Origin of the sequence: Streptomyces sp. NPDC059900 (assembly GCF_050270335.1) — a bacterium.
Taxonomy (GTDB): Bacteria; Actinomycetota; Actinomycetes; order Streptomycetales; family Streptomycetaceae; genus Streptomyces.
The window spans coordinates 1-17,298 of the sequence record NZ_JBNNJZ010000136.1 but is presented as its reverse complement, the minus strand read 5'-3'; the positions used below and the strand labels follow the sequence as shown (position 1 = coordinate 17,298).

14 protein-coding genes and 1 pseudogene are annotated in these 17,298 nt (G+C 70.9%); 6 read left to right on the top strand and 9 right to left on the bottom strand.

What is annotated here, in order from left to right:
- The 3 genes from ACQKIP_RS19755 to ACQKIP_RS19745 all read right to left on the bottom strand — a co-directional run.
- Positions 1-1,871, bottom strand: a 1,871-nt coding sequence (locus ACQKIP_RS19755; protein WP_427743584.1) for a GAF domain-containing protein, incomplete at its 3' end; no start/stop codon positions are given.
- A gap of 45 nt (positions 1,872-1,916) precedes the next feature.
- Positions 1,917-3,332, bottom strand: coding sequence for an MFS transporter (locus ACQKIP_RS19750; RefSeq protein WP_365860462.1), 1,416 nt, complete (start codon positions 3,330-3,332; stop codon positions 1,917-1,919).
- Between the two features lie 70 nt (positions 3,333-3,402).
- Entirely contained in the window at positions 3,403-4,221 is an 819-nt protein-coding gene (locus ACQKIP_RS19745) for a 3-hydroxybutyrate dehydrogenase (protein ID WP_365860463.1), read from the bottom strand.
- Between the two features lie 403 nt (positions 4,222-4,624).
- On the opposite strand from ACQKIP_RS19745, the gene rho reads away from it, so the two are divergent.
- On the top strand, positions 4,625-5,845 hold the full coding sequence (gene rho / locus ACQKIP_RS19740; protein ID WP_365860464.1) for a transcription termination factor Rho: 1,221 nt from the start codon (positions 4,625-4,627) through the stop codon (positions 5,843-5,845).
- An 11-nt stretch (positions 5,846-5,856) separates the two neighbouring features.
- On the opposite strand, the gene ACQKIP_RS19735 is transcribed toward rho, so the two are convergent.
- Positions 5,857-7,140 carry a M6 family metalloprotease domain-containing protein gene (locus ACQKIP_RS19735; RefSeq protein ID WP_365860465.1) on the bottom strand — a complete coding sequence of 428 codons (1,284 nt, stop codon included), beginning with the start codon at positions 7,138-7,140 and terminating at the stop codon, positions 5,857-5,859.
- Positions 7,141-7,452: 312 nt separating this feature from the next.
- On the opposite strand from ACQKIP_RS19735, the gene ACQKIP_RS19730 reads away from it, so the two are divergent.
- Together ACQKIP_RS19730 and ACQKIP_RS19725 are read left to right on the top strand one after the other, a co-directional pair.
- Positions 7,453-8,109 (top strand): TetR/AcrR family transcriptional regulator, encoded by a 657-nt coding sequence (locus ACQKIP_RS19730; protein ID WP_365860466.1) that lies wholly within the window; start codon positions 7,453-7,455, stop codon positions 8,107-8,109.
- 168 nt (positions 8,110-8,277) lie between these two features.
- Positions 8,278-9,789: an MFS transporter gene (locus ACQKIP_RS19725; RefSeq protein ID WP_365860467.1), complete on the top strand. Its 1,512-nt coding sequence runs from the start codon at positions 8,278-8,280 to the stop codon at positions 9,787-9,789.
- 30 nt (positions 9,790-9,819) lie between these two features.
- Here the strand turns inward: ACQKIP_RS19725 and ACQKIP_RS19720 are convergent, their stop codons facing one another.
- Positions 9,820-10,335 carry a MarR family winged helix-turn-helix transcriptional regulator gene (locus tag ACQKIP_RS19720; protein WP_365860468.1) on the bottom strand — a complete coding sequence of 172 codons (516 nt, stop codon included), beginning with the start codon at positions 10,333-10,335 and terminating at the stop codon, positions 9,820-9,822.
- A 116-nt stretch (positions 10,336-10,451) separates the two neighbouring features.
- Here ACQKIP_RS19720 and ACQKIP_RS19715 point away from each other — a divergent pair, with 116 nt between their 5' ends.
- A complete protein-coding gene (locus ACQKIP_RS19715; RefSeq protein WP_365860469.1) occupies positions 10,452-11,234 on the top strand; it encodes a dioxygenase family protein in 783 nt (260 codons plus the stop codon).
- 19 nt (positions 11,235-11,253) lie between these two features.
- Here ACQKIP_RS19715 and ACQKIP_RS19710 read toward each other — a convergent pair whose 3' ends face one another.
- Positions 11,254-12,291: a questin oxidase family protein gene (locus ACQKIP_RS19710; protein WP_365860470.1), complete on the bottom strand. Its 1,038-nt coding sequence runs from the start codon at positions 12,289-12,291 to the stop codon at positions 11,254-11,256.
- A 105-nt stretch (positions 12,292-12,396) separates the two neighbouring features.
- A complete protein-coding gene (locus ACQKIP_RS19705; RefSeq protein WP_365860471.1) occupies positions 12,397-12,927 on the bottom strand; it encodes a GNAT family N-acetyltransferase in 531 nt (176 codons plus the stop codon).
- Positions 12,928-13,111: 184 nt separating this feature from the next.
- Here ACQKIP_RS19705 and ACQKIP_RS19700 point away from each other — a divergent pair, with 184 nt between their 5' ends.
- The gene (locus ACQKIP_RS19700) at positions 13,112-14,119 is read left to right on the top strand and encodes a sigma-70 family RNA polymerase sigma factor (RefSeq protein WP_365860472.1); all 1,008 of its coding nucleotides are present in this window, start codon (positions 13,112-13,114) and stop codon (positions 14,117-14,119) included.
- A gap of 362 nt (positions 14,120-14,481) precedes the next feature.
- Here ACQKIP_RS19700 and ACQKIP_RS19695 read toward each other — a convergent pair whose 3' ends face one another.
- Positions 14,482-15,507: a helix-turn-helix transcriptional regulator gene (locus ACQKIP_RS19695; RefSeq protein WP_365860473.1), complete on the bottom strand. Its 1,026-nt coding sequence runs from the start codon at positions 15,505-15,507 to the stop codon at positions 14,482-14,484.
- Between the two features lie 62 nt (positions 15,508-15,569).
- On the opposite strand from ACQKIP_RS19695, the gene ACQKIP_RS19690 reads away from it, so the two are divergent.
- A complete protein-coding gene (locus tag ACQKIP_RS19690; RefSeq protein ID WP_365860474.1) occupies positions 15,570-17,138 on the top strand; it encodes an MFS transporter in 1,569 nt (522 codons plus the stop codon).
- A 60-nt stretch (positions 17,139-17,198) separates the two neighbouring features.
- Here ACQKIP_RS19690 and ACQKIP_RS19685 read toward each other — a convergent pair.
- Positions 17,199-17,298 (bottom strand): annotated as a pseudogene (locus ACQKIP_RS19685) (IS481 family transposase); the annotation flags it as partial.

The following is a 17,298-nucleotide window of genomic DNA, read 5'->3' as shown; positions in this document are numbered from 1 at the left end:
GTGTGGACGAGTTCGGTGCCGCGCTTGGTGTCGTAGTCCAGGACCGGGCCCAGCGTGCGGCGTACGTACGAGTCGAGGTTCGTGTCGTCGCCGAGGAGTACGCCGAGGAAGCCGAGGTCGGGCAGGTCCGCGCCCTGGCCGGTGTGGCCGAGCGCGCGCAGGGCGGACAGGCAGCGCAGTGCCTCGGCGTGCGCCTGCGAGAGGGCTTCGGGGCCGGTCGCGGGGCCCGCGGCGCCCACCGTGACGGGGGCGCCGGTGGCCTGCTTGAGCTCGGCGGCCAGTGCGCGGGCCCTGGCGCCGGTGTCGCCGGCCGGGGTCACCAGGACCACGTGGTCGTGGTGCAGGCCGGACAGGCCGCGGTGGGCGCGGGCGGCGCGCGCCGCCGAGGAGAGCAGCAGCCGCCGGGACGCCGCCTCGCTGTGCGTGACGAACACCGAGTGCGGGAGCGTCAGGTCCACGTCCAGGCGGCGGGCCCTGGCGGTGAGGCGGCCCGGAGTGCCGGAGAGGGAGAGCAGGTCGCCCAGGAGTTCGCCGCGCACGCGGTCCTCCGCCTCGGCGGCCGAGCGGCGCAGGAGCAGGAGCAGCGCGGTGACGACCCCGGCGCGCTCGAAGAGGCGCCGGTCGGCCTCGCCCAGGTCGGGACGGCCGGTGAGCGCGATGCTGCCGAGGAGCTCCGCGCCCGCGAGGACCGCGCACACCCAGGTCCCGTCGAGGGGTACGGCCCGCCCGCTGGCGCGGGATGCGGCGACGGCCTTGGCCGGGGGCGGGGCACCAGGGTCGGCGCCGGGCAGCGGGGGCATACGGGAGCCGCCGCTGGGCCGGGGCGTACGGGAGCCGCCGCCGACGCGGCCCTGCCCCGCGCCGTCCGTGTCCGCAAGGCCCTGCCCCGCGCCCTCCGTACCCGCGCCACCCGACTCCGCACCCCCCGCATCCACACGCGCCAACTCCGTGCCGTCCGCGTCATGGATCAGCGTGCCGCCCCGCAGGAGCGCGCCGATGGCGGTGGCGACCTCCGTGAAGTCGCCGCCGCGCAGGACGAGATCGGTCAGGCGGTCGTGGGCGTCCTCGGCCCTGCGCAGGGCCTCGCTGTGCGCGCGGATCGTCTGCGAGGCCGCGTTCAGGTCGACGAGCGCGGTCCTGGTCTCCTCCATCCGGCGTGCGCTGTCGATGGCGATCGCCGCGTGGTCGGCGAGCGAGGAGAGCAGCGCGCCCTCGTCGGGGGTGAAGGCGCGGGCGGTGCGGTCGGCCGCGTAGAGCACCCCGATGACATGGGTGCCCTGCCGCAGCGGTACGCCGAGGATGGCGTGCAGCCCCTCCTCAAGTACGGCGCTGTCGATGGGCACGGTGTGCTGGAAACGGGGGTCGACCTCGTAGTCCCCGGTGGCGTACGGACGGGCGGTCTGGGCGACCAGGCCGCCGAGCCCCTCGCCCATGCCGAGCCGCAGATTCTGGAAGGCCGCGGAGACCGAGCCGTCCGTCACGCGCATGTACGTGTCGCCCCCGGCCGGATCGTTGAGCGAGAGGTACGCGACGTCCGTACGGAGCAGCAGCTTGGCCCGGTGCACGATGGCCCGGAGCACCGCGTCCAGGTCACGCAGCGCCGCGAGGTCCCCCGCGGTGTCGAAGAGGGCGGTGAGCTCGGCCTCGCGCCGCTGGTGCTGGTTGAGGGTGCGGCGCACGCGCAGGGCGGTCTGCGTGGCCTCGTCGATCGCCGTGAGCTCGGCGCCGCTTGCCCCTGCCGCGCGTGCCGCCGCGGCAGGGCGGGCGAACTGCTCGGCGGGGGCGTCCCCGGCGAGCAGGTCGAGCAGCTCGCGCAGGGCGGTCGCCGTACACGCCTGCTCCCGGTGGGCGGCGTCAGGGGAGCTGGACATACGACGGTCGCCTCCGGGAGCGGGGTACGCGTGCTGCTGGTGCGGTCAGGTGGAGATTGTCGCCGAGGCGGTGGTGGCCGTCGAGGAATCCCCGGCAGCGGAATGCCGCTCCTGTGCGAGCGAACGACCCCGCGTCTCCTTCGCCACGAGCACGGTGAGCGTCGTGATCACCACGGTTACGCAGACGTAGAGGGCCACCGGCGTCGCCGACTCGAAGTCCTTGAGGAGCTCGACCGCGATGATCGGGGCGAGCGCGCCGCCGATGATGGACGCGAGCTGCGAGCCCATCGAGGCACCGGAGTAGCGGACCTTCGTGTCGAACATCTCGGAGATGAAGGCGGCCTGCGGCCCGTACATCGCGCCGTGGAAGAGCAGCCCGACCGTGACCGCGAGGGTGATCACGGCGAAGGACTCGCTGTCGACGAGCGCGAAGAACGCGAACGCCCACACCGCCATGCCGACCGAGCCGATCAGGGTGACGGGCCTGCGGCCGATGCGGTCCGAGAGGGCGCCCCACAGCGGGATCGTCACGAAGTGCACGGCGGAGCCGATGAGCACGGCGTTCAGGGCGGTGCTCTTGGGCAGTTCCAGATGCACGGTGACGTAGACCAGGACGAAGGCCGTGAGGATGTAGTACGAGACGTTCTCGCCGAGCCGGGTGCCGATCGCGGTGAGGACGCCGCGCCAGTTGTGCCGGAAGACCTCGACGACCGGGGCGTCCTCCTTGCCCGCCGCACCGGACTCGGCGGCCTCGGCCTCCGCGCGGGCCTGCGCCTCCAGGAAGAGCGGGGACTCCGAGACCGAGACCCGTATCCACAGGCCGATGATCACGAGCACGCCGGAGAGCAGGAACGGGATGCGCCAGCCCCAGGCGAGGAACGCCTCGTCGGACTGGACGGCGGCGAGGAGCGCGAGGACGCCGGTGGCGAGGAGGTTGCCGCCGGGGGCGCCCGCCTGCGGCCAGGAGGCCCAGAAGCCGCGGTTCTTGTCGTCGCCGTGCTCGGAGACGATCAGGACGGCGCCGCCCCACTCGCCGCCGAGCGCGAAGCCCTGGACCAGGCGCAGCAGGGTGAGCAGGATCGGGGCGCCGACGCCGAGCGTCGCGTGGGTGGGCAGCAGGCCCATCGCGAAGGTGGCGCCGCCCATCATCATCAGGCTCAGGACGAGAAGCTTCTTGCGGCCGATCTTGTCGCCGAAGTGGCCGAAGACGACGCCGCCGAGGGGCCGGGCCGCGAAGCCGACCGCGTAGGTGAGGAAGGACAGGAGGGTGCCGACCAGGGGGTCGCTGTCGGGGAAGAAGAGGGTGTTGAAGACCAGGGCTGCGGCGGACCCGTAGAGGAAGAAGTCGTACCACTCGATGGTGGTGCCGATGAGGCTGGCGCTGATGATGCGGGCGATGCCCGGCTTGCCCGGGGTCTGACCCGGGTTCTTGCCCTGGGCGCGCGGCGTTGCGGCTGCCATGGCGTGATCCGTTTCTCGATGGGGACGGGGTGTGCGACGGGGGGAGCGGGGGGACAGAGGCGAGCGGGGGTCAGGCGGCGGTCCAGCCGCCGTCCAGGGGGAGCGAGGCTCCGGTGACGAAGCCGCTGTTGGGGCCGCAGAGCCAGAGCGCCGCGGCGGCGATCTCCTCGGGCTCGATCAGGCGCTTGACCGCGGAACGCCGCAGCAGTACGTCGGTGAGGACCTGCTCGGGGGCGATGCCGTGGGCGGTGGCCTGGGCGCTGATCTGGTCCTCGACCAGGGGCGTACGGGTGTAGCCGGGGCTGAGGCAGTTGCTGGTGACGCCGTGCGACGCGCCCTCCAGGGCGGTGACCTTGCTCAGGCCCTCAAGGGCGTGCTTGGCGGCGACGTAGGCGGACTTGAAGGGGCTTGCGCGCAGGCCGTGCACGCTGGAGATGTTCACCACGCGGCCCCAGCCTTCGGCGTACATGTGGGGCAGCGTCCGGCGCAGCAGCAGGAACGGCGCGGTGACCATGACCTTCTGGATGAGGTCGAACCGCTCCGGGGGGAACTCCTCGATGGCGGCGACGTGTTGGAGCCCGGCGCTGTTGACGAGGATGTCGACGCGGGTGGGCAGGGTGTCCACCGCGGCCGGATCGGCGAGGTCCACGGCGTGGGCCTCGCCGTCGATGCCGTCCGCGACGTCCTTGGCCGCATCGGCGTGCAGATCCACGACGTGGACGAAGGCGCCGGCGCCCGCCAGGGCCACCGCGCACGCCCGGCCGATGCCGCTCGCGCCGCCGGTGACCAGGGCGGTGCGGCCGGTCAGGCCGGCTCCGGTTCCTGCGGGGCCGGGGCCGGTGAGGGCGGGTCCTGCGGGGGCTTCACCGCGGGGAGTGGGGCTCGTCATGGCCGGAAACGTAAGGGTGCGCCGGGCGGGGTTCCCATGTGTGGGGCCCACATAGCCGAGAGGCCCCTTATGTGGGCCGGGGTGCCGGTCCGGGTGCGGGGTGTGCGGGGCCAGGGTGCGGTCGGGGTGACGCAGGTCACTCTCGACCGTCCGTGAGCTGTGCTACCTTGCGAACAGCACGTGTGCACGCCGCCTTCTGCGGCGCCGGTGCCGATCATCAGTGAATTTCACCGATCTTCGCTGATCTTCTCTTCTTTTCCGCCTCGTCGAGGCTCTCGCAGCACCGAAGCTCCGTATTTCCGCGAAGCCGTCCGCTGCCGTTCTTTTCTCCGCCCGTCGTACGGGACGTGAACACACCGTCCCGCCGGGCCTCTCGTTCGCATGTCTGCGAAAGGACCCCATCATGAGTACCGCAACCATTACCCGGAACAAGACCACCAACCCAACCACCCCTACCCCCACCGCCGCTGCCGACGAGACGCCCGCCGTCGCCGTCTCCGGCATCCTCGACATCAGTCACAACGCCAACGGCCATCTCCGTACGGGCGATTGCCTGCCCACCCCCGGCGACGTGACCGTCCCCTCCGCGCTCATCCGCAGGCTCGGGCTGCGCGCGGGCGACCTCGTCGAGGGCACCAGCGGCAAGGGCCGCACCCTCACCGGCGTCGACCGGGTCAACGGCCACTCGGCCGAAGCCCTGCGCAGGCGGGCCCGGTTCGGCGACCTGACCCCGCTGCACCCCCGCGAGCGGCTCCGCCTGGAGACGCCCGGCAGCGGCGGCGGCTCCATCGCCACCCGGCTCATCGACCTCGTCGCCCCGGTCGGCAAGGGCCAGCGCGGCCTGATCGTCGCGCCGCCCCGCACCGGCAAGACCGTACTGCTCCAGCAGATCGCCGCAGCCGTCGGCGCCAACCACCCCGAGGCGCACCTCATGGTGGTGCTGCTCGACGAACGGCCCGAAGAGGTCACGGACATGAAGCGTTCCGTACGGGGCGAAGTGCTCGCCTCGACCTTCGACCGGCCCGCCAAGCAGCACATCGCCCTCGCCGAACTCGCCGTCGAGCGCGCCAAGCGGCTCACCGAGGAGGGCAAGGACGTCGTCATGCTCTTCGACTCCCTCACCCGGCTGTGCCGCGCGTACAACAACGCGGCCTCCAGCGGCGGCCGTACCCTCTCAGGAGGCGTTGACGCCGCCGCGATCCAGGGCCCCAAGCGGCTCTTCGGCGCCGCGCGGTGCGCGGAGGAGGGCGGGTCCCTGACCATGCTCGCCACGGTGCTCGTGGAGACCGGATCGCGCGCCGACGACTACTACTTCGAGGAGCTCAAGGGCACCGGCAACATGGAACTCCGCCTCGACCGCGGCATGGCCGAGCGGCGCGTCTTCCCGGCCGTGGACGTGACCCCGTCCGGCACGCGTCGTGACGAACTGCTCGTTCCCTCGGACGAGTTGACGGCCGTACGCGGACTGCGGCGCGCCCTGCACGGCAGGGACGCGCAGAGCAACCTGGAGGCGCTGATCGAGCGCCTGCGCAAGACCCCGGACAACGCCGCCTTCCTGCGGCAGGTGCAGCAGACCGTGCCGGGCGCCGGGTCCGGCTCCGCCAAGTCCGTCAACGGCGGCTGAGCGGCGTGGGTTTACGGGCGCGTGACGTGCACCCGGTAGCGGCCGTCGGCGTCGATGTCGGACACCGTGATGCGTACGCCCTTCTTCTTGTCCGTGAAGGTCTGGCCGGGCTCGTAGGTCGCGTCGGAGAGCTCCGCGTGGACGTTCGGCTGGCGCGTGCAGCCGCCGCTGTCCTTCGTGGAGTCGGAGACGGTGATCGGGCCGCGGCCCGTGTCGACCTCCGCGTCCACCCGGTATATGAGCACGCCGGGCTTGCAGATCGCCTCGTCGTTGCCGCCGCGGGTGCGCACCTCGACCGCGTACCCGTGCGTCGAGTCCAGCGGCACGAACGCGAGTTTGGTGCCGCCGTCCGCCGGCAGCGGGCTCAGCGTGTGCTCGGTGGTGCCGGAGTTCGACGCGCAGCTGATCTGGTCGTCGCCGATCCAGCCGAGCTTCCACTTGTGCCAGGCCAGCAGGTCGTTGTTGGCGCCCCAGTCCTCGCTCATGATGTCCCAGTGGCCGACCGCGCCGCCGCCGTCCTGCGTGTAGAGGTCGGGCAGGCCGAAGACGTGGCCGTTCTCGTGCGGGAGCACGCGGTAGCCGGTCTCCGCGTAGCTGCCCGAGCCGTCGTCCTGGCGGCTGTAGACGAAGGACGCGTTGGAGACCGGGACGCCGTCCGCGACGGGCGCCTCGGTGTTGCCCGCGAAGGTCACGGAGAGCACGGTGTCGAGCGCGGAAGGGCCCGCGTTCGGCGTGATGAGGATGTTCACCAGGTCGTACTCGCGGAAGTCCACGTCCGGGTCGGCGGCCGCCACGATGTCCGTGACCAGCTCGCGGTAGCCGGGATCGAAGGGGGCGCCGCGCTCTATCCCGTACTCCTTGAAGCTCTTGGGCATCCGCAGCCAGTTCGGGACGGGGGACTCGGGGCGGTAGTCGAGACGTCCGTAGGAGCTGGTGCGGAACCAGTCCGATGTCTGCGGGAAGAACTCCGCGAGGCGGTCGAGCGCGCTTCCCTCGCCGGGGGCGTCGGAGAAGTCGACCATGAGGTTCAGGGCCCGGACGGTGCCGGTGGAGCGGGAGTAGCCGGAGGTCGTGGGGACGCCCTCGGACATCTGGACGCCCATCGTGCCGGTGATCATGCACGGGCTGAGGGTCGTCGCGCGGGCCAGGGACACGGGGCCCGCCGCCCGGGGGGACTCCTCCATCAGGCGGCCGGTGCTCGCCGATGTGGTGACCGTGAGGGCAAGGACGGCGCAGGTGGCGAGTGCAGCGCCACGTCGCGCTCCGCGTATCTGCCTCCAGGTCGGCTGCTGCATGCGTGGGCCTTCCCGTAGCGGCAGCCGCCGGTCCTGGCTGCACCCTTTCGATCACCCTCTTCCGGTGTGTGCGCGGACGCTCGCTGAGTGCGACTGATCGTGTGTTCTTCGCGTACGAAGGTGTGCGGAAGACGCCCATGAAGGTGTGACGCGGGTCACGGAAAGAAAGTCGGGCGGCGGGAAATATCCGGGGACTCTCTCCCCGTTTAGACCTGTGTCCGAGCGAAACGGGGAGTGATTCCCCGCATCGCCCATCCGAGGCTCCGGGACCCCGCGTCCGGAGGCCCGACCACAAGCCTGAGGAGAGCCGCCGTGGAGACCGCCACCGCTGAGCAGCGCCGCACGCCCCGCCCGCGGGCCGACGCCCTGCGCAACCGGGAGCGGATCGTCGCCGCCGCACGCGAGATGTTCGTCGAGTTCGGCCCCGACGTGCCGCTCGACGAGGTCGCCCGCCGGGCCGGCGTCGGCAATGCCACGGTCTACCGGCACTTCGCCGACCGTTCCGAACTGGTCCACCAGGTCGTCCTGATGGTCACCGACCGCGTATCGGCGCACGCCGAGGAGGCGATCGCGGCGGCCGACGCCGACGCGAGCGCCTCGTTCGACGCCCTGCGCCGGTTCGTACATGCTTCCGCCGACGAGCGGATCGGCGCCCTGTGCCCGATCCTCCAGGCGGCCTTCGACCCCGATCATCCGGATCTGGTCGACGCCCGTCTGCGGCTCGAAGCCGTGATCGACGGGCTTATGCACAGGGCGCGCGCGGCCGGGCAGCTGCGCACCGACATCGCCGTCGGGGACCTCATGGTCGCCCTCTCACAGCTCACGAGGCCGCTGCCCGGCACGGCGTGCCCGAACATGGACCGTTTCGTCCACCGTCATCTCCAGCTGTTCCTCGACGGCCTGATGGCGCCTGCCCGCTCCGAGCTGCCCGGTGAGGCGGCGACCTTGGAGGACCTCCGCCAGTCCTGAGTCCTGCCTGACCACGCTCGATCTCATGCCTGAACAGGCCTGACACGCCTGACACGCCTGACCACATTCGACTTCACACGCTCGACTTCGCCCTGCGCAGCGCGCGTCGCTTTTTCATCGTTTTTCACCACTCGTTTTCACCACTCGTACCGCTAGGTGGCTACTCCCATGTCAGAAACAGATCCCAGGCGCTGGAAAGCGCTGATCTTCATCGCGCTCGCGCAGCTGATGGTCGTCCTCGACGCGACCATCGTGAACATCGCGCTGCCCTCCGCCCAGCAGGACCTGGGCATCTCGGACGGCAACCGCCAGTGGGTCATCACGGCCTACGCCCTTGCCTTTGGTGGTCTGCTGCTCTTCGGCGGTCGCATAGCCGACCTCTGGGGCCGCAAGCGCACCTTTGTGACCGGCCTGATCGGCTTCGCCGCGGCCTCCGCGCTCGGCGGCGCCGCGACCGGCGAGGCGATGATGCTGGGCGCCCGCGCCCTCCAGGGTGTGTTCGGCGCGCTGCTCGCGCCCGCCGCCCTCTCGCTGCTCGCCGTGATGTTCACCGATGCCAAGGAGCGCGCCAAGGCGTTCGGCATCTACGGTGCGATCGCCGGTGGCGGTGGCGCCGTGGGCCTGATCCTCGGCGGCTTCCTCACCGAATACCTGAACTGGCGCTGGACGTTCTTCGTGAACATCCCGTTCGCGGCGGTCGCGGCCCTCGGCGCGTACTTCGTCATCCGTGAGCCGGCCGGCGGCCGCAACCGCTCGCCGCTCGACATCCCCGGCGTGGTCCTGTCCACCCTCGGTCTGGTCTCGCTCGTCTACGGCTTCACGCGCGCCGAGTCGGCCGGCTGGTCGGACTCCCTGACCATCGGCATGTTCGTCGGCTCCGCCGTCCTGCTCGCCGCGTTCGTCCTCACCGAGGCCAAGGTCAAGTCGCCGCTGCTTCCGCTGCGCGTCCTGACCGAGCGCAACCGCGGCGGCGTCTACCTCTCGCTCGGCCTCGCGATCATCGCGATGTTCGGCCTGTTCCTCTTCCTCACGTACTACCTGCAGATCGTCAAGGGCTTCTCGCCGGTCAAGACCGGCTTCGCGTTCCTGCCGATGATCGTCGGCATGATCACGGGCTCCACGCAGATCGGCGCCCGCCTGATGACCCGCGTCGCGCCGCGGCTGCTCATGGGCCCCGGCTTCGTGGTCGCGGCCGTCGGCATGCTGCTCCTGACGCAGCTGGAGATCGGCACCTCGTACGCCGGTCTGATCCTGCCCGCGCAGCTGCTGCTCGGTCTCGGCATGGGTACGGCGTTCATGCCCGCCATGTCCCTTGCCACGCACGGTGTCGAGCCGCGTGACTCCGGTGTCGCCTCCGCGATGGTCAACACCTCGCAGCAGGTCGGCGGCGCCATCGGCACCGCTCTCCTGAACACCATCGCCGCCTTCGCCACCACGGCGTACGTCGTGGACCACGCGGCGGGCGCGACCACTCCGGCCGCGCAGAAGCTGCTCCAGGCGCAGGCCATGGTCGAGGGCTACACCAGCGCGATCTGGTGGGCCGTGGGCATCCTGCTCGCCGCCTCCGCGATCGCCTTCACCCTCATCAACACCGGCGCCCAGGGCGGCGCTCCGGCCGCCTCGGGCGACACCGACGGTGCGGTCGAGGACGAGGTGCGGATCCCGGTGGTCGCGCACTGACCCCGGCTGCCCGCACTCCCTGAAGGGGGTCTAGCGGAGCCAGGGCAGGTCCGCCCCCGCCTCCTTCGGCTGAAGTCCCTCGGCGACGATCACCATGATCTCGCCGAGGGATTTCTGCTGTTCCGGGGTAAGCCGGTCGAAGAGGGCCTGGCGTACGGCGGTGACATGGCCGGGGGCGGTCCTGCGAAGCACCTCGTAGCCGTCGTCGGTGAGGATCGCGAACTGGCCGCGCTTGTCGGAGGGGCAGTCCTCGCGGCGCACCCAGCCGTTCTTCTCCAGGCGGGCGATGGCGTGCGAGAGCCGGGACCGGGTGATCTTGGTGTTCCTGGCCAGCTCGGTCATCCGCAGCCGCCGCCGCGGGGCGACGGAGAGCTGGACGAGCAGGCCGTAGTAGATGTGCGGCATGCCGGCGTCGCGCTGCAACTGGCGGTCGAGATGGTCCTCCAGGAGCGTGGTGGCCTGGAGATACGCGAGCCAGGTGCGCTGTTCCCCGTCGTCGAGCCAGCGCGGTTCCCCGTCGGGGGGAGAAGTGGGTGCCGTGTCCATGTACTCCACTGTACGCAGCCCTTTCTTGAAAGTTAAACAATGCAGGAGTAGGGTCATCACCAGAGAAACTTGAGAGTTAAAGCAACTTGTCCCCGAACGTTCTCGGAGGTGCCGCCATGACCGCAACCCAGGAGCGCATGCCCGCCCTGTACCTCAGCCACGGCGCACCCCCGCTCGCCGACGACGCGCTCTGGCCCGACCAGCTCCGCGCCTGGTCGGCCGAGCTGCCGCACCCCAAGGCCATCCTCATGGTCTCCGCCCACTGGGAGGAGGCTCCGCTCGCGCTCGGCGCGATCGAGACGACGCCGCTCGTGTACGACTTCTGGGGCTTCCCCGAGCACTACTACCAGGTGACGTACGCCGCTCCCGGCGCACCTCAACTGGCCGATTCCGTACGCAAACTGCTGCGCGGGGCCGGTACGCCGGTGCAGGACATCCCGGATCGCGGACTCGACCACGGAGCGTACGTCCCCCTCGTCGAGATGTACCCGCACGCGGACATCCCCGTACTCCAGATCTCCCTGCCGACCCTCGACCCGCGGCGCCTGATGGACATCGGCCGCAAGCTGGCGCCGCTGCGGGACGAGGGCGTGCTGATCGTCGGCAGCGGCTTCTTCACGCACAACCTGGCGGCGCTGCGGCAGGGCGGTACGCCGTCGTGGTCGGTGGAGTTCGACGCGTGGGGGCACGAGGCGCTCGACGCGGGCGACGTGGACGGCCTCCTCGACTTCCGGCACAAATCCCCCGCGGGCGAGCTGGCGCATCCGCGTACGGAGCACTTCGCGCCGCTGTTCGTGACGCTGGGGGCGGCGGAGGCCGCGGGGGACCTCGGCGGGCAGCGGAGTGTGATCGACGGGTTCTGGATGGGGCTTGCCAAGAGGTCGGTGCAGTTCGGCTGAGGATCCGCACGGGACCGCCCTATACGAGCGGCTCGCTGAGCTCGATCGCGCGCAGGGCCGCCGTCAGGGCCTGGTCGCCGCCCACGTCCAGTGCCGTGTCGGCGAACTTGATGACGTGCTCGTCGCCGTGCGCCAGGGCCCGCTCGAAGACCTCCTCGGGGGCGAAGGTGCCGGGTGCGGTGCAGGCGACCGGGGCGTCCGGGGCGTACATAGAGGTCACGGCGGCCGACGCCGTCCAGGCCGCGTGCAGGCTCGGCGCCCACAGGGCGCGGGGCAGCGCGGGCAGGGCACGCAGGACGGCATTGGGCGCGGTCGACGCGTGCACCAGCATGGTCTGATCGCCGTGGCCGTGCGTGGCGTACCGGTGAGTGGCCGCCCGCACGAGCTCGGTCAGCCTGCGGTGCGCCTCGTCGGGGTCGGTCACGGAGGCCGCCCACGCGGGCAGCCCCGCGACCCGGCCCAGCCTGACGGGGAAGCTGCCGTCGGCCCGGTCGGGGATCGGCTGCACGGCGTCCAGGGCGGTGGCCGCGGTGCCGTCGACTGCGGGCAGGAGTCCGATGCCGGTGACGGGGTGGTGGCGGGCGGCCCAGTAGCCGAGGCCGTGGGCGAGTTCGGTGCGGCGGGGGCCCGTCTCCTCGCCGTTCAGGAGCGTGCGCACCGCGTGGCCCACGCGGATCACCGGGTGCGTGGAGCCGCCGTACATGCCGGGCAGCAGACGCGGCCACCAGGCGGCCAGCACGTCGCGCCACGGGCGTCCGCCGGACTCCCCGATCTGTCGGTCGAAGTACGTGATCCAGTCCGCCGCGCGGCGGGGATCGCCGAGGGCCTCGCGCCAGTTGTCGCCGGTGATTGGCTCGATCGAACTCGGGTACTCCTCCAACTTCGGCGCGTACAGCTCCAGCCAGCGGTGGACGGCACCGGACCGGCCGTGCGCGGCGAGAGCCTCGACGGCCATCGGCGCGTGGTTGGTGAGCCGTCCGAGCCGCTCGGGGCCCGAGGCGTGCAGGCGCTGGAGGGCTTCGTCGAGGGTGCCGGTGGTGTCGGCCGTGGTGTCCATGGCGGGCACGGTAGGCGGGGCGCGAGCCGGGGCGTAACGGCCTTGCGGCCTAGGTCGGGTCCAGTCAGGTCTTACGACGGGCCTGGTCGGGACCTAGGACCCGCGTCAACGCCCGGGGCCCAGGGGACGCTCGTACCAGGCGACGTCCCAGTAGCGGCCGAACTTGCGGCCCACCTCTCGGTACGTGCCGACGTGCCGGAAGCCGAAACGTTCGTGGAGGCGGACCGACGCGTCGTTCGGCTGGGCGATCCCGGCGTAGGCGCGGTGCAGGTCCTCGCCCTCCAGGGCCTCGAAGAGCGCCTTGTAGAGCAGGGTGCCGACACCGCGGCCCGCGGTGTCCGGAGCGCAGTAGACGCTCACCTCCACGGAGGTGGCGTAGGCGGGCTTGGCCCGGAAAGGAGAACTGGTGACGTACCCGAGGATCACCCCGGAATCCCGCTCGCGGGCAACCAATAGGCGGTGCGGGCCGTCTTCAGGGTGGGAGAGCAGCCAAGGGTGTCGCTCTTCCGGCGAGAAGACGGCCGTGTCGAATGTGATCGCCGTCTCACGTACATAGTGGTTGTAGATATCGGTCAGGGCCTTGAGATCGGCCTCCGTGCCCGGCCTGACCTGCACCTCTGTACGTTCCGACGGCATCCGGCCTCCCCTTGTGGCGGCACAGGGTACTGCAACGTCACGAAAATAGTGGCGCGGCTTGGGAATTCTGTCCGGATTCCAGTCGTTGTTTCCATCGGAAGCAGGGCACCCGCGAGGGTGTGGTTTCCACCACAGAGGCCCGTGAAAAGGGCCGACCAGGACCTCCACACGCAAGGGAGCACGCATGGCAACCCGTGCCGTCGCCCGTCGTAAGTCCGCCTCCACCGGCGAGACCGACGCGGCTCGCAGTGTTCGCGCCGTAGGCGGGGAGATCGCCGACCGCGACCTGGTCGGCATGTACCTCGACGAGATCGCGCGTACGCCTCTGCTCGACGCCGCCAAGGAAGTCGAGCTGTCCCAGATCATCGAGGCCGGCGTGTATGCCCGGAAGATACTCGACGGCGACGTCGAGGACTCCGTCCCCGGTGCTTCCGCGACCCGTGAGGAGCTGGAGACGCTGGTCGCCGACAGCGAGCGGGCGAAGGATGTCTTCATCCGGTCCAACCTGCGGCTCGTCGTCGCCGTCGCGCGCCGCTACCCGCGCAGCGGTCTGCCGCTCCTCGACCTCATCCAGGAGGGGAACGCGGGCCTGGTCCGCGCGGTCGAGAAGTTCGACTACGCCAAGGGCTTCAAGTTCTCCACGTACGCCACGTGGTGGATCCGTCAGGCCATCACGCGGTCCATCGCCGACCAGTCCCGCACGATCCGTCTCCCCGTCCACCTGGTGGAGGAGCTCGGACGGATCCGCCGGGTCATGCGCGAGTTCAACCGCAAGCACGGGCGCGACCCCGAGCCCGAAGAGGTGGCGGCCGAGCTCGACACGACGCCCGCGCGCGTCACCGACGTCCTGGACTGGGCGCGCGACCCGGTCTCCCTGAACATGGGCGTGGACGACAACGGAGACACGCAGTTCGGTGACCTCCTCGAGGACACCTCCGCGGTCTCTCCCGAGCAGTCCGTCCTGACCCTGCTGCGCAGCGAGGAACTGGACGACCTGATCGGCCGCCTCGACCAGCGCACGGCCTCCATCATCAAGATGCGTTACGGCATCGAGGACGGCCGCGAGCGGACCCTCACAGAGGTCGGCAAGCAGCATGGCCTGACGCGCGAGCGGATCCGCCAGATCGAGAAGCACGCGCTCCTCGAACTGAAGAAGCTGGCGCGGGACACGGGGTTCGACGCAGCCGCCTAGGCCTTGGCGGCCCGCGAAGCCGTCCTCTAGCTGAGCCCCGGTGCCATCCCCCCCCCGGCACCGGGGCTCATTCCTGTGCTCTTCCGGCGCTTGGCGCGGGCCTTCCCCACCCACCCGCCCGTTTGCCCGGCGTTCTCCTCGTGCCGAACGGGCCTTCCCTCCCACCCGCCCGTTTGCCCCGCGTCCGTCCTGCACCGAACAAGCTCTCCCGCCCACCCGCCCGTTTGTCCCGGATCCATCCCGCACTGAACGAGCTTTGGTTGGTCGGTCGATTACTCGGAGTTACGGGTGGTGTGTGGGTGGGAGGCCTCCGCGCGGAGCGCGGGAAAGAATCCCCGCCCACCGGCCCGCAGCATGCGCCCTCACGCCGAGGGCGACGACGCCCGCGTCAGGCGGGAGCCCAGTTCACGGAGGGCCGCCACCAGTTCCGGCGGCCCGTGGGCCACGAACTCGCAGCCCGTCATGGCCAGCCGCACCGCCAGCCAGTCAACCGCGTCAGTCACCGTAGAGCGCAGCCTGCACGTAGTGGCCGTCAGCGGCTCCGGCGTCCCCAACGCCGAGGGGAACGCCCCCGCGACGGCCTCCGCGGGGGCCGAGAACGTCACGTCGATCTCGTACGAGGACTGCCCCCGCCACATCGACCGGCGGATGTACTCCGCGGCGTCCCCCGCGGGCAGCTCCCGCGGCACGAAGCGCGCCCCGGTCGCGAAGGGCGACGACACCCGGTCCACCCGGAACGTGCGCCAGTCGTCGCGGTCGATGTCGTATGCGACCAGATACCAGCGCCGTCCCGTCGAGACGAGGCGGTGCGGCTCCGTCAGACGGCGCGATTCCGTGCCGTCGCCGGAGCGGTAGGCGAAGCGCAGACGCTCCTGGCCCGCCGCCGCGGACGCCATGACCGTAAGCGTCTCGGGCGCGATGCTGGCGCCGTCCCCGCTGGTCAGCGGGGTCGTCGCGATCTGGAGGGTCTGGACGCGGTGGCGCAGGCGGGACGGAAGGACCTGCTCCAGCTTCGCGAGGGCCCGTACCGACGCCTCCTCCACCCCCTCCACCGCGTGCCCCGCCCCTGCCCGGAGCCCCACCGCGATCGCCACCGCCTCCTCGTCGTCCAGGACGAGCGGAGGCATCGCCTTGCCCGCGACGAGACGGTAGCCACCACTGGCCCCCTGGCTCGCCTGCACCGGATAGCCGAGGTCCCGCAGCCGGTCGATGTCGCGCCGCACCGTGCGACGGCTGACCCCGAGCCGATCCGACAGCTCACCGCCGGGCCACTCGCGCGGGGTCTGGAGGAGGGAGAGGAGCTGGAGCAGCCGCGCAGGAGTGTCCGTACCACCACCGGTCCCACCGGACCGTTCCGAAGCCGAGGTCGTGCCCGAAGTCGAAGTCATGTCGTCCAGGATGCCGCGCATCTAGGTCACGTTCTGGCCTATATGGCTTCTAGTCTCCTCTCATGACTTACAGCAGCCCCGCCACAACCCCGCCCGGAACGGCCGCCGCAGCCGACCGGCGCCGTTGGTTCGCCCTCGCCATCGTGATGACCGCGGCCTTCATGGACCTCGTCGACGTCACCATCGTCAACATCGCGATCCCGTCCATCCAGGAGGACGCGGGCGCCTCGTACAGCCAGATCCAGTGGATCACCGCGGGCTACGCGCTCGCTTTCGCGGCCGGACTCATCACCGGCGGGCGGCTCGGCGACATCCACGGGCGCAAGCGGATGTTCCTCATAGGGATCGCGGGCTTCACGCTCGCCTCCGCGCTCTGCGGGTTCGCCGCGAACCCGGAGATGCTGGTCGCCTCGCGGATTCTCCAGGGCGGCATGGCCGCGATGATGGTGCCGCAGGTCCTTTCGATCGTGCACGCCACCTTCCCGGCGCACGAGCGCGGCAAGGTCTTCGGGCTCTTCGGGATGATCGTGGGGCTCGGCGCGGTGTCCGGGCCGCTGCTCGGCGCGCTGCTCACGCAGTGGAACATCTTCGGGCTCGAATGGCGGCCGATCTTCCTGATCAACCTGCCGGTCGGCATCGCGGGACTGATCCTGGGCAGCAAGTTCATCACCGAGTCCAAGGCGCCCAGGGCCCTCAAGCTCGACCTCGTCGGCGTCGTCCTCGTCACGCTCGGCCTGCTCATGGTGCTCTACCCGCTGACCCGCGGGCGCGAGCTGGACTGGCCGCTGTGGGGCTACGCCATGATGGCGGGCGGACTCGTCGTGTTCGGCGCGCTCATCGCGTACGAGAAGGCGAAGGCGGCGAAGGACGGTTCGCCGCTCGTGGAGCTGTCCCTGTTCAAGGTGAAGAGCTTCGCGGCGGGCATCGCGGTGCAGACCGTGTTCGGTGTCGCGATGGGCATCTTCTTCCTGGTCTGGACGGTGTACATGCAGACGGGACTCGGCTGGAGCGCGCTGCGGGCGGGTGTGACCGGGGTGCCGTTCTCGATCGCCGTCTCGGTGGCGGCCGGCATGTCCGTGCAGAAGCTCGTGCCGCGGTTCGGGCGCAAGGTGCTCCAGGGCGGCGCGCTCATCATGGCCACCGGTGTGCTGCTCTACATCTGGGAGGCGGACCGGTACGGCGCGGGCATCGCGTCCTGGCAGATGGCGCTGCCGCTCGTGGTGATGGGCGCCGGTATGGGATTCATCGTCGCGCCCCTGACGGACGCCATCCTCTCGGACGTGCCGCGCGAGCACTCGGGGTCCGCGTCCGGGCTGCTCAACACCGTGCAGCAGATGGGTACGGCGCTCGGGCTCGGCCTGGTCTCCGTCGTCTTCTTCGGCATGATCGACGAGAAGGCGGCGCGGAGCGAGGTGCCGACGGAGATCGTGGGCGCGTTCCAGAACTCGCTGTGGTGGGTCGTCGGCGTGCTCGTCGTCATCTTCCTGCTGATGTTCGCCCTTCCGGGCAAGCCGCGGCAGCACGTCGAGGGCGGCGGTGACGAGGAGGCCTTCGACGACGCCTCCGAGGACGCCTCCGCCGAGGCGTCGTCCGGCGAACTCCCGGAGCGGGAGCCCGCTTTGACCTCCTGAGCGGTGTCGGCGGGCGCGTGGTACGCGGCCCGGGCGGAGCCAAGGTCCCCGAGAAGGGACCTAGATGTATTGACCCGCAGCGTTGTTCACGCGGCTGATCGGTGGGTGGCCGCCGAGTGCGGTGTGGCAGCGGTGGTAGTTGTAGGTGTGCAGGAAGTCT